Genomic DNA, 12,568 nt, shown 5'->3' with positions numbered 1-12,568 from the left:
CGCCAAGGCCTAGCGCCCCGTGAACTGGGCCTTGCGCTTCTCGACGAAGGCCTGGCGGCCTTCCCTCGCGTCCGCGCTTTCGCGGATCACCGACTGCAGCTCGATCTCGCGGCGGAATTGGTCGGCGTAGCTCGCATGCTCGCTCTCCTCGAGCAGCCGGCGGGTCGCGACCAGCGCGCGGGTCGGGCCATCGGCGAGGCGGCGGGCGAGCGCCTTCGCCTCGTCGAACAGTCTTGCGTCATCGACGACCTCGCGCACCAATCCCCACTCTTTCGCCCGCTCGGCCGACAGCGGCTCGTTCAGCAACATCAGGTCGAGCGCGCGCTGGCGGCCGATCAGGCGCGGCAACAGCCAGGTCGAGCCGAGATCGGGCACCAGGCCGATCCGGCTGAACACCTGGATGAAGCTCGCCGAGCGCGCCGCCAGGATGATGTCGCCGGACATCGCGAGGCTGAAGCCGCCGCCGGCCGCAACGCCGTTGACCGCGACCACCACCGGCAGGCTGCATTCGCGCAAGGCGCGCATCGCCGGCCAGTAATGCGTCATCACGCCGGTCACGATGTCGTTGCCGAGCGACTGGAACGCCTTCAGGTTCTGCCCCGAGCAGAAGCCGCGCCCCTCCCCGGTCAGGACCAGCGCGCGGATGCCTTGGTCGCTGGTCATCTCGCCGACGGCGCGTGCGAGATCGCCGAGCAGCTCGGGTGTCATGGCGTTCAGGCTTGCGGGGTCGTTGAGCGTCAGGATGCCGACCTTGCCGTCCCGTTCGCGTCACTGCAGTCATTTTCCTCTCCCTGGAATTGCTCGTTATTGCGCTTCTTGTGCCGCTCTCTTGCGCTTACTGTGCCATGCTTGGCATGCTACGCCAACGTGCCCCGCCCGCAACAAGAACAGCGAAAGCAACGCCATGTCCGACCAGTTCTCCGACTCGCAAGTGATCCGCAAACCCGCCGTCAGCGCCAAGGGCGGCATCGTCGCCGCGCAGTCGCGCAAGGCGGCCGAAGTCGGCGCGGAGGTATTGGCAGCGGGTGGCGATTGCGTCGACGCGGTGATTGCAACCACGTTTGCTCTCGGCGTGCTGGAGCCCTGGATGAGCGGCGCCGGCGGCGGCGGCGCCATGGTGCTGTACCGCGCCAAGGAAAATCGCGTCGAGGTGATCGACTACGGCATGCGCGCGCCGGACGGCCTGCGCCTGGAGGATTATCCGCTGACCGGCGGCGCGGCCTCCGACCTGTTCCCCTGGGCGCGGGTCAAGGACGACCGCAATCTGCACGGCCCCGGCTCGATCGCGGTGCCCGGCGTCGTCGCCGGCATGGAGGAGGCGCATCGCCGCCACGCCAAATTGCCGTGGAAGGAGCTGCTGGCGCCGAGCGTCAAGCTCGCCGGTGAGGGCCTGCTGGTCGATTGGTGGACCACCGCGATGATCGCAAGCTCGGCCATCGATCTGCGGCGCTATCCCGCCAGCGCCGCGGCCTATCTGCTGGATGGCCTGCCGCCGAATGCGCCATGGGGCATCAAGTCGAGCGTCCGCATGCCGCAGGACAGGCTGAAGGCGACGATGGCGCAGCTCGCCGCAGCGGGTCCGCGCGACTTCTACGAGGGCGATCTGGCGCGCAGCATCGCCGACGACATCCAGGCTGCCGGCGGCGCGCTGTCGGTGCGCGATCTCGCCTCGTTCCGCGCCCATCTGCGCGAGCCGCTCAGGATCCCCTATCGCGGCGGCACGGTCTATGCGACGCCGGAGATGACCGCGGGTCCGACCATGGCGCGCACGCTCGGCCTGCTGCAGAAGGCGTTCGAACCGGCACAAGGCGGCCCGGATGCGGCCGCCTATACGGCTTACGCCGAGGCGCTGCAGGCCGCCTATCGCGAGCGGCTGAAGGAGATGGGCGACGTCGACGGCCGTCGCGCGCTCGGCGCGGAAGCGGTCGCGCCAGCCTGCACCACGCATTTCTCGGCGGTCGACCGCGACGGCAACATGGCGGCGGTGACGCAGACCCTGCTGTCGAACTTCGGCTCGCGCTTCGTGACGCCGAACACCGGGCTGACCATGAACAACGGCATCATGTGGTTCGACCCGACGCAGGGCGCGCCGAACTCGCTGGCACCCGGCAAGCGCTGCCTGACCAATTACACGCCCGTCGTGGCAGAGGCGGCCGACGGCCGCCGTCTCGCTGCCGGCGCATCGGGCGGCCGCCGCATCCTGCCGGCGGTGTCGCAACTGCTCTCCTTCGTGATGGATTACGGCATGGACCTCGACGCTGCGATCCACCAGCCGCGGATCGACACCAGCGAGGGCAATGTGGTGACCGGCAACGTCAGGCTTCCCGCCGCCGTGCGCGACGCGCTGCGCGGCCGCTTCGACTTCGAGGAAGCCCGTACCCAGACCCTGCCGATGAAATTCGCCTGCCCGAGCCTCGTGCTGCGCGACGGCACCACCAACTTTGGCGCCACCGAGCCGTTCCAGCCGTGGGGCGATGCGGTGGCGGAGGGGTGACGGCGTCGGCGGCACATCAAAGCTGTCGTCCCTGCGAAAGCAGGGACCCATAACCACAGGGTTGTGTTGTTGGGATAAGCTGTGGCCACAGCTCTGCAAGCCAATTCGCATTCGTGGTTATGGGTCCCGGCTCAAGGCCGGGACGACACTGAATTTTTTGCCGCAGGGGCTTGCCACGTCGGGCAACTCAGTGATTGGCGTTTTCGCGATGGCGTCTCATGCGCGAGCCGACTCAGGCGGCCGGCGCAGTCGGATCAGCAGCGGGGTATCCGGAACGTGAATCGTGTTTCGGCGGCGGAGGACGTCACCTCAAGTGTGCCGCCGTGGGCGCGCGCAATTTCCGTGGCGATGTAGAGGCCCAAACCCAGGCCTTCGTAGCTGGACTGGTGCGCAACGCGAAAGAAAGGTTGGAACAACTTCTCGATGACAGCCGGAGAGATCGGTGCCCCGCCATTCGCGACCGACAACTCAAAGCCCTCGCTGTCGGTTACGGCAGACACCGTGATCGGTGAATTGCCATCGCCATGCTTCAGGGCATTGCCGACCAGGTTGGACAACAATTGCGCGATCCGGGCGGAATCGCAGTTGATGCCGCGATTGATGGCGAAATCGGTTTGGATCACGCGATCAGGCCACGCCGCACGCAATTCATTCACGACTTGCTCAAGCGCCGGCAGCAATTGCGCTTCGGCGCTGCGCTTCAATTTGAAGCCGCCGCCGAGACGGACGCGCGCGAAATCCATGACGTCGTCGATCAGGGTCGCCATCCGCTTCACGCTGTTCTGAAGCAACCCGACATAGGTCATCGACTTTTCGTTGAGCGGCTCCTTCAGCAGAAGCCTCATGCCCGCGTCGATCGAGGCGAGCGGATTGCGCAGATCGTGCGCGAGAACTGCGATAAATTGCTCGCGAAGCTCGTCCGTCTGTCGGTGGCTCAGCAGCGCTGCCTCGCTGGTCGCGACCCTCTCCTGCGCCTGCAGGTGAAACGCGATCAGCGAAGCGAACAACTTGAACATGTTGACGACTTCCGACGTGTTCACTTTCGCCGGATGCGGATCGATCGCACAGAGTGTCCCGAAAAACGTGCCGTCGGCGAGGACGATCGGAATCGAGATGTAGCTCTGAAATCCGTACATCGCCGGCGTGCGGTGGTCGCGAAAAGCCGGATCCTCGGCAACGTGGTCGATGACAACCCCGTGTCCGCTCGCCCGGATCTCGTCGCAGATCGTGGTCTCGACCTTCAGCTCGCCGCCAGGCTGAAGTCCGAATGAGATGTTGTCCCGGACCGCGCACGCCACCCAACGATCTTCCGTGACCCTCGCCACCGCGGCAAAGCCCATGCCCGTGGAGCGGCACACAACGTCGAGGATGGTCGGAACCGCATCAATCCGCCCGATCGCGAGAATGTCGGCCTTCAGGTCAGCGGGGAGTTCGTTCGTCGCGGCGGCTGACGAATCTTTCAAGTCCGTTGCAATCAATTCGGAATTTCGGGCTTACTCCACGCAAATGCCGGGAACAAAAAATGCCCCATCGCGGGTCGCACACCATGGGATAGTCAACAATCTCAACATGGCCCGAAACTTCGACCGCTGTCCACATCAAAGATGGTTCCCGGATTCTGCCAAACCTTGGATCGTACCGACGCCGCAGGGGCTTGCGCCGTCGGACAAATCAGTGATTGGCGCTTTCGCGATGGGCGTGCCGGGAGACATTGCAGGCCGCAAGCGGGCTGATACATTTGGCCGGACAACAACCGAGGTGACCGGCTTGAGTGAAGCAAGTGCAGATGTGCCGCCCGGCGCTCAGCTGCTTGGACGCGAGTGGCTCGGCTTCGACGGCGAAATCGCCTCGATCCGCTTCGCGGCGCAGCCCTTGTTCACCAACCGGCATGGAACGATCCAGGGCGGCTTCCTGGCGGCGATGCTGGATTCGGCCACAGGCCTCGGCGCCCTCGCAGCGCTTCCCTCAACCAAGACCGTGGTGACCAAAACCCTCACCACGCGGTTTCTCAAGCCGGCGCGCGTCGGCCCGATCATCGCCAAAGCGAAAGTCGTCTCGCAGACCGACCTCAACATGATCGTCGAGGCCGATCTGATCGACGCTGACAATTTGACGGTTGCCAGCGCCACTGCCGAGTTGCGGATTCTGGACAAGCGATAGCCATGCGTTGTGCTCCCTTCGTGTTAGCAACCCTGTTGTCGTTTGCGGTCTGCACGGCGCAGGCGGCCGGGCTACGGCGCTTCGACGTTCCCGCGGGCCCCGACGGGCCAGCGATCAGAGGGGTGGCATGGCATCCCTGCGCCGAGCTCCCGCACGAGATCGATGCCCGCGACGGCAGATCCTTCTTCGGCGTGAACGACTGTCCGATCATGGGAGACAGACTGCCGCTCATCGTGATCTCGCACGGCCGGCGCGGATGGCTCGGTGCTCATCATGACGCCGCGGAGGCTCTGGCGAATGCCGGCTTCATCGTTGTGACGATCAATCATCCAACCGACACCGAGCGCGACACCAGCGGCACCGACAGCCTTGCCGTCATGGTCGAGCGCCCCGCCGACATCAAGCGTTCGATCGACTACGCGCTCGGAGGCTGGCCGGACGCGGCACACATTGACGCCGGACGCATCGGTCTGTTTGGCTTTTCGTGGGGTGGCTACACTGGCCTTGCCGCGATCGGCGGTGAGCCCGATCTCCGCAAGGGCCTGCCGAACTGCCAGACGTCGAACTTGCGGGCCTGCAAGGAGCTCGAAGAGGGAGAAAAGCCGAGCGGGCCGGTCGTCCATGATCCACGCATCAAGGCCGCGGTCATCATCGATCCCTATCCGGTGTTCGTCTTCCCGGCGGAAAACCTCAAGAGCGCGACGATCCCGGTTCAGTTGTGGAGTTCCGATCCCGCACAGAACGCCGACGGCCTATCTGGCTGCTGCGCTGCTGATGTCAAAGACAGGCTTCCGTCCAAGCCCGACTATCATTTTGTGGGGGATGCAAAACACTTCTCATTCCTTGCCGTCTGCACGCCGAGAGAGACGAAGGAGAGTGCCCGCATCTGCACCGACGCGCCGGGCTTCGATCGGGTCGCGTTTCATCAGCGCTTGTACGCGGAAGCCGTTGCGTTCTTCAGAGCGCATCTGGGCAATGCCGGAACGCGATAGCGCGAAGCTACACCCCAAGCCGGTCTCTCACCCGCCCCGTCAGCACCGCGGCGGTGACGCCGACGCGCCAGAAGGCGTGCATCGGGATCGGTTTGATGCCGGTCACCGGCATGTCGATCTCGGCCCTGGGGCCGCCGATCAGGCGGCGGGCCAGTTGCGCGCCCATCGCGGTCGAGAGCGCGACGCCGCGGCCGTTGCAGCCGAGCGAGATCAGCAAGTTCTCGGCGGGCTCGTGGACATGCGGATAATGATCGGCGGTAATGGCGAGGCGGCTGTTCCAGCCATGGGTCCAGCTGACGCCCTTGAGCTGCGGCCAGAGCCGCTCGGCGTAGCGGATCAGATAGGAGATGTCGGACGGGCCCTTGATCCAGCGCATCGGGCCGCGGCCGCCCATCAAGAGCCGATTTTGCTGATCGATGCGGTAATAGACCGTGATGTGGCCGCTCTCGTAGAGCACCGGCCGCGTCGGCATGATCGCGCGCGCGATCGCGTCGGACAGCGGCGCGGTCGCCGCGATTGAGGAGAACACCGGCACGATGGTGCGGCGAAGCGCCGGCCACAGGTCATCCGTAAAGCCATTGGTCGCGAGCAGCACCTTGTCGGCATGCACGACCGCGCGCGGCGTCTCGATCCGCCAGCGGCCGCCGTCGCGGCGGAGCCGCAGCGCCGGCGTCTCGCCATGGACGGCGGCGCCGGCGCCGATCGCGGCGCGCGCCAGGCCCCGCGCGTAGCTCAGCGGATGCAGGTCGCCGCCGCGCGCATCCAGCATCGCGCAGAGATAGCGGTCGCTGCCGGTCATCTCGCGCATCTCGGCGGCGTTGAGCAGTTTGACCGGCATGCCGCGCCGGATGCATTGCTGTGCTGTCGTCGCAATCGCCGCCGCGCTGACCTCGTTGTAGGCGGCGCGCAGCGTGCCGTTCTGCCGCGCCTCGCAGGGGATCTGGTAGCGGCGGATCAACTCATGCGTGAAATTGGTGGTGCCGTAGGAGAAGTCGATCATGCGGCGGCCGAGGTCGGCGCCGAAATCCGCTTCGATCTGGTCGGGGTCGTGCTTCAGCCCGGGATTGGTCTGCCCGCCATTGTTGCCGGACGCGCCCCAGCCCGGCTCCTGCGCCTCCAGCACGGTCGCAAGCACGCCCTGCTCGGCGAGATGCAACGCAGTGGAGAGGCCAGTGAAGCCGCCGCCGATGATCGCGACCGGCACGCTCTTGTCTGATGTCAGCGGCGGCGTTGGCGTCGCCTCGACCGCGGTGTCGGCGTAGAGGCTCGGTGGCAGCGGCAGGCGAATGGGCGCGTTCATTGGATGGGACCAGATCACAGCGGATGCAGCACGCGGCGCAGAAAGTCCTGGGTGCGCGGGTGCTGCGGTTGATTGAGGACGGATTTGGCGGCGCCCTGCTCGACGATGACGCCGCCGTCGATGAACAGCACGCGGTCGGCGACGTCGCGAGCAAAGCCCATCTCGTGGGTGACGACCACCATCGTCATGCCGTCGTCGGCGAGCTTGCGCATCACCGAGAGCACCTCGCCGACCAGTTCCGGATCGAGCGCGGAGGTCGGCTCGTCGAACAGGATCGCCTTCGGCTGCATCGCCAGCGCCCGCGCGATCGCGACGCGCTGCTGCTGGCCACCGGACAATTGCGGCGGGTGCACCTCGGCCTTGTCGGCAAGCCCGACCTGCGCGAGCAGCGCGCGACCGCGCGCGACGGCCACCTCACGCGGCTCCTTCTTCACATAGAGCGGGCCCTCGATGACATTCTCGAGCGCGGTGCGGTGCGGGAACAGGTTGAAGCGCTGGAACACCATCGAGACCTGGGTGCGGATCGCCACGATCGAGCGGTCGCCCTGGTCGACGCGCGCGCCCTCGACGCTGATCTCGCCGCGATCGTAGCTCTCGAGCCCGTTGATACAGCGCAGGATGGTCGACTTGCCGGAGCCGGACGGGCCGATGATGCACACCACCTCGCTCTTGGCGACCGAGGCGGTGATGCCTTTCAGCACCTCGACCTTGCCAAAGCTCTTGTGGACGTCGCGCAACTCGATCATTTGCGGTTCGCCTTGTTCTCGAAGTGCCGAACCAGCAGGATGAGCGGGATGCTCATGGTGAGGTACATCAGCGCCACCAGCGTGAACACGCTGGTGTTCTTGAAGGTCGAGGAGGCGATCAGCTTGCCTTGCAGCGCGAGCTCGGCGACGGTGATCGTGGACGCCTGCGAGGAATCCTTCAGCATCATGATCATGATGTTGCCGTAGGGCGGCAGGATGATCCTGACCGCTTGCGGCAGCACCACGCGGCGCATCGTGAGCCACCAGCCCATGCCGATGGTCTGCGCCGCCTCGATCTGTCCCTTGTCGATCGCCTCGATGCCGGCTCGAAAATTTTCCGCTTGGTAGGCCGAATAGGCGATGCCGAGCCCGATGATCGCGGCCTGCAATGCCGAGAGCGCGATGCCGAAATCGGGCATCACGAAATAGATGTAGAACAGCAGCACGATGATCGGGATGCCGCGGATCACGTTGATCAGCGCGGCGCTGAGGCCTGTGAGGATGCGAATGCCGGACACCCGCATCAAGGCCCACACCAGCCCAAGCACGGTCGACAGCACCAGCGAGCCGATCGTGACGACGATGGTCAGCCAGACACCCTGCAGCAGGATCGGCACGAACTCGACGGCGTCGCTAAAGAACCTTTGCATTAGCTAAGTGTATCCAATCCCGTCACTTGCTCGAATTTTACCCCGTCATCCTGAGGAGCGGCGTCTTCGCCGCGTCTCGAAGGATGCACGGCCCGGCTGATGGCCGTCGACCCTTCGAGACGCGCTACGCGCTCCTCAGGGTGACGGGCGACGAGAAGCAACACGCTCTCACGACGCGCTGGCCTTCTGGCCCCATTTCTCGAGGATCTTTGCGATCGTGCCGTTCGCCTTCAGCTTCGCCAGCGAGGCGTTGATCTTGGCGAGCAACTCGGTGTCGCTCTTGCGGACACCGATCGCGACTGTGCCCACCGTGACGGGCTTGTAGCCATCGACCAGGCGGACGTCGGCGAAATTGCCCTGCTGCAGATTGTAGGCGAGGATCGGATAGTCGGCGAAACCGGCCTTGAGGCGGCCCGCGTTCACGTCGCGCAGGATGTCGGGAATGGTGTCGTAGACCTTGACCTCGCTGAACAGCCCGGTCTTCTTCAGCGCATCGACGAACGCGGTGCCGACCTGGGCGCCGACCACGGTGCCCTTCAAATCCTCCTGCGAGGTGTAAGCCTTGCTGTCGGCCTTCGGCACCACGAGACCCTCGCCATAGCTGTAGACCGGATCGGAGAAGTCGATCACCTCCTTGCGCGCGGCGGTGGCGAACATCGCAGCGGCAATGATGTCGATCTTGTTCGCGGTCAGCGAGGGGATCAGCGCCGAGAACTGCATCGGCTCGATCTGCACGGAGAAGCCGGCATCCTTGCCGATCTCGGTGGCGAGATCGACCATGATGCCCTGGATTGAGTTGGTCTTGGTGTCGAGGAAGGTGAAGGGAATGCCGGTCGGCGTCGAGCCGACCTTCAACACCTGCTGGGCCTGCGACGGCACGCTCAAGGCAATCGCAATCACCGCGAGCGCGGCCTGGACGAGACGCTGAAACGACATCGCACCACCTCCCGAAGCTGGCCGCCGGCGCCGCATCGCCCCGCTGTTCAAGCTAGATGTTGCGGGCGACGCCGTTCCGGCCTATTTTCACCAGTATGAAATTGTGGTCACGAAACCGCGGTCAATGCAAGCGGTTTTCATGCACATGAAGGAAGCGGACTGACGTGAGCGGCGGCAAGAGAATGCGCAAAGGCGCGGCAGCGAGGCCTGCGACGGCACGCCGCGCCGCCAAAAAACCGGCCGGTAAACCGGCCGAGCCGGCGATGGATCTCGCGGTCGGCCGCCGCATCCGCGACCTGCGCCGCAGCAAGGAGATGTCGCTGGAGGTGGTCGCCGCGAGCACTGATCTATCGATCGGCTTCATCAGCCAGATCGAGCGCGGCCTGTCGTCGCCCTCGCTGCGTGTGCTGGCGACACTCGCCGACGTGCTCGGCGTCGGCATCGCCGCGCTGTTCGGCGCAACGCCGCGGGATGACGGCGCCGGCGGCGTCGTGACCCGCGAAGTGCAGCGCGCCGAACTGAAACTGTGGCGCACCGGAATTTCAAAGCAGCTGTTGAGCCCGGCCGGCAGCGAGAGCCGGCTCAATCTGTTCCTGGTGCATCTCGAGCCCGGCGGCAACACCGGCGACGAGTTCTATACCCATGACGGCGAAGAGGCCGGCCTCGTGCTTTCCGGCGAGATGACGCTCACGGTGGACACCGAGACCTGGACCCTGAAACAGGGCGACAGTTTCAGATTCGCCAGCCGCCGCCCGCACCGGTTTTCCAACCCGGCTGATGATGCCAAGGCCGTGGTGCTGTGGGTGAATTGCGTGACCGCGGCGGGGTAAGGCTTGGTCCTATCCACGTCGTCCCGGCGAATGCCGGGACCCATTACCACAGGGTCATGTTGTTGAAGCAGGCTGTGGCCCCGGCGTCGCACCACAACTCACATTGGTGGTTATGGGTCCCGGCTCCCGTGCGCAATTGCGCACTAGGCCGGGACGACGACGATGGTTACTCCGCCATTGCGTCGAGCCGTGTCACCCCAATCCCATCACCAATTCCTCGATCTTGATCGGGAAGCGGCGAACGCGGATCCCCGTCGCGTGCCAGACGGCGTTGGCGACTGCGCCGGCGCTGCCGGTGATGCCGATCTCGCCGACGCCCTTGATGCCGAGCGGATTGACGTGCGGATCGTGCTCGTCGACCGTGATCACCTCCATCGGCGGCACGTCGGCATTCACGGGCACATGATACTCGGCAAGGTTCGCATTGAGGATGCGGCCGGACCTGTGATCCATCACCGCTTCCTCATGCAGCGCGAAGGAGAGGCCCCAGATCATGCCGCCGCGCAGCTGGCTCTGCACCATCAGCGGATTGATGATACGGCCGGCGGCGAACGCGCCGACCAGCCGCGTGGCGCGGATCTGGCCGAGCTCGGGATCGACCTTGACCTCGGCGAAGACCGCGCCATGCGCGTGCATCGCATATTGCGATTGCGCCGCGGGATCGGCCGCACCGGTGCCATTGGCCTCGACCTCGGCAACGCCGGCGCGCGTCAGGATCTCGGCATAGCTTTCGCTGCGCGTATCGTCGTCACGGCGATGCAGCCGTCCGCCCCGCGCCACCACGCCGGCATTGCCGGCGCCGAACAGCGGCGAGCGCTGGTCTGACGTCGCGAGTTCGGCGAGTTTTGCGATCGCGGCCGCGCCGGCATTGTGGATCGCGGCGCCCACCGTTGCGGTATGCGCCGAGCCGCCGGCGATACCGGCATCCGGCAGATCAGAGGTGCCCGACAGGAACGAGATCTGATCGAGCTCGAGGCCGAGCGCATCGGCCGAGATCTGCGTGAACGCGGTCCAGGCGCCCTGCCCCATGTCATGTGCGCCGCTCTCCATCACGCCGCGCCCGTCGGCGCGGATCACGGCGCGGGCATTACCCTGGAACATCAGCGCCGGGAATGTCGCGGTACCCATGCCCCAGCCGACCAGAAAACCGTTGTCGTCGCGCATCTGCCGCGGCTTGAGCGGACGCCCCGCCCAGCCGAAACGTTCGGCGGCCTTCGCGTAGCATTGGCGCAGCGCCTTGGAGGAGAACGGCTTGCCGGTGATCGGCTCGACCTCGGAGTAATTCTTCAGCCGGAATTCCAGGGGATCGATACCGCAGGCGAACGCCGCCTCGTCGATCGCGCTCTCGAGCGCAATCGATCCGGTGGCTTCGCCCGGTGCGCGCATGAACAGCGGCGTGCCGGTATCGACGCGCACCGCTTCATGCGCGGTCCGGATCGCGGGACTGGCATAGAGCGTGTGCGAGGCGTCCGCCGCGGGCTCGTAGAAATCGTCGAAGCTCGACGTCGTGATGCGCGCCTCGTGATCGAGCGCGATCAACAGGCCCGCATCGTCGGTGCCGATCCGAATGCGCTGCCTGGTCGCCGAACGATGGCCGACCGGGCCATACATCTGGCTCCGCCGCAGCACCAGCTTGACCGGGCGTCCGACCAGCTTGGCCGCCATGATGCCGAGCACCTGCGGCCCGGAGACCAGTCCCTTGGAGCCGAAGCCGCCGCCGAGGAACGGGCTGTTGATGTGGATATTCGCCGGCGGAATGCCGAACAGCCCGCCGATCCGCATCTGCGCCATTGCCATGCCCTGGCTCGGCGTGTCGATGAACAGACGGTCGCCGTCCCACACCGCGACGATGGCGTGCGGCTCCATCGCGTTGTGATACTGCGCCGGCGTCTCATACGTTGCATCTGTCAGCTTCGAGGCCGCGGCAAGACCGGCATCGATGTCGCCGTGGCGAACCTCGGCCGGATTGCCAATGCCGACCACCGGCGGTGCATAGGCCTCGCCGGCGTCGAGGCCGACGCGTGCGATCTCGACCTGATAGCGCGGCGACAGCAGCGCAGCGCCTTCGGTCGCGGCCTCCAGCGTCTCGGCAATCACGACCGCGATCGCCTGGTTGGCGTAACGCACCTCGTCGCTCTGCAACAGCTCCATGCGGAAGGCGAACGGATTGCCTTTGGCGTCGGGATCCTCCGCAAGCTCGGGCTTGTGCGCCGGCGTCATCACGTCGATGACATCGGGGTGGCGCTTTGCGGCGGCGACGTCGAGCGCGGTGACGCGGCCGCGCGCGATGCAACTGGTCGCGATCACCGCATAGGCCATGGCGGGCGGATGATTGTCGGCGGCATAGCGGGCCTTGCCGGTCACCTTGAGCACGCCCTCGGTGCGGGTCAGCGGCTGGCCGATGTTCGAGCCATGGCGGAGATGGGCCGGGTCGCGGGTCAGATTGAGTTCAGCTGTCAT

Annotated in this window: 10 protein-coding genes and 1 pseudogene; 4 read left to right on the top strand and 7 right to left on the bottom strand. The window is 65.8% G+C overall.

Annotated features, from left to right (window positions below; translation table 11 throughout):
- Positions 1-9: 9 nt before the first annotated feature.
- Positions 10-762 (bottom strand): annotated as a pseudogene (locus HAP48_RS26095) (enoyl-CoA hydratase-related protein); the annotation flags it as partial.
- A 142-nt stretch (positions 763-904) separates the two neighbouring features.
- Between HAP48_RS26095 and HAP48_RS26090 the strand changes: the two are divergent.
- Entirely contained in the window at positions 905-2,494 is a 1,590-nt protein-coding gene (locus tag HAP48_RS26090; protein ID WP_166208835.1) for a gamma-glutamyltransferase, read from the top strand.
- 254 nt (positions 2,495-2,748) lie between these two features.
- Here HAP48_RS26090 and HAP48_RS26085 read toward each other — a convergent pair whose 3' ends face one another.
- Positions 2,749-3,957 carry an ATP-binding protein gene (locus HAP48_RS26085; protein WP_166208838.1) on the bottom strand — a complete coding sequence of 403 codons (1,209 nt, stop codon included), beginning with the start codon at positions 3,955-3,957 and terminating at the stop codon, positions 2,749-2,751.
- Here HAP48_RS26085 and HAP48_RS26080 point away from each other — a divergent pair.
- A complete protein-coding gene (locus tag HAP48_RS26080) occupies positions 3,899-4,654 on the top strand; it encodes a PaaI family thioesterase (RefSeq protein WP_224497303.1) in 756 nt (251 codons plus the stop codon). The two genes, HAP48_RS26085 and HAP48_RS26080, sit on opposite strands and share 59 nt — an antisense overlap.
- A gap of 35 nt (positions 4,655-4,689) precedes the next feature.
- Positions 4,690-5,646, top strand: a complete 957-nt coding sequence (locus tag HAP48_RS26075) for an alpha/beta hydrolase family protein (protein WP_224496590.1) — start codon at positions 4,690-4,692, stop codon at positions 5,644-5,646.
- A 7-nt stretch (positions 5,647-5,653) separates the two neighbouring features.
- Here HAP48_RS26075 and HAP48_RS26070 read toward each other — a convergent pair whose 3' ends face one another.
- The 4 genes from HAP48_RS26070 to HAP48_RS26055 all read right to left on the bottom strand — a co-directional run bounded on the left by HAP48_RS26070 (position 5,654) and on the right by HAP48_RS26055 (position 9,278).
- Complete coding sequence (locus HAP48_RS26070; protein WP_166208844.1) at positions 5,654-6,946, bottom strand: NAD(P)/FAD-dependent oxidoreductase; 1,293 nt, start codon at positions 6,944-6,946, stop codon at positions 5,654-5,656.
- A gap of 14 nt (positions 6,947-6,960) precedes the next feature.
- Positions 6,961-7,692 (bottom strand): amino acid ABC transporter ATP-binding protein, encoded by a 732-nt coding sequence (locus tag HAP48_RS26065; protein ID WP_166208847.1) that lies wholly within the window; start codon positions 7,690-7,692, stop codon positions 6,961-6,963.
- Positions 7,689-8,342, bottom strand: a complete 654-nt coding sequence (locus HAP48_RS26060) for an amino acid ABC transporter permease (RefSeq protein ID WP_166208850.1) — start codon at positions 8,340-8,342, stop codon at positions 7,689-7,691. Before HAP48_RS26060 ends, HAP48_RS26065 begins: the two co-directional genes overlap by 4 nt.
- 168 nt (positions 8,343-8,510) lie before the next feature.
- A complete protein-coding gene (locus tag HAP48_RS26055) occupies positions 8,511-9,278 on the bottom strand; it encodes an ABC transporter substrate-binding protein (RefSeq protein WP_166208853.1) in 768 nt (255 codons plus the stop codon).
- A 182-nt stretch (positions 9,279-9,460) separates the two neighbouring features.
- Here HAP48_RS26055 and HAP48_RS26050 point away from each other — a divergent pair, with 182 nt between their 5' ends.
- Positions 9,461-10,108 carry a cupin domain-containing protein gene (locus tag HAP48_RS26050; RefSeq protein WP_166208856.1) on the top strand — a complete coding sequence of 216 codons (648 nt, stop codon included), beginning with the start codon at positions 9,461-9,463 and terminating at the stop codon, positions 10,106-10,108.
- 192 nt (positions 10,109-10,300) lie between these two features.
- Here HAP48_RS26050 and HAP48_RS26045 read toward each other — a convergent pair whose 3' ends face one another.
- Positions 10,301-12,568, bottom strand: coding sequence for a xanthine dehydrogenase family protein molybdopterin-binding subunit (locus HAP48_RS26045; RefSeq protein ID WP_166208859.1), 2,268 nt, complete (start codon positions 12,566-12,568; stop codon positions 10,301-10,303).

This window comes from Bradyrhizobium septentrionale (assembly GCF_011516645.4).
In the GTDB taxonomy this organism is placed as follows: domain Bacteria; phylum Pseudomonadota; class Alphaproteobacteria; order Rhizobiales; family Xanthobacteraceae; genus Bradyrhizobium; species Bradyrhizobium septentrionale.
Note: the sequence above shows the minus strand (reverse complement) of the source record. Positions and strands in the feature narration are given on the sequence as shown.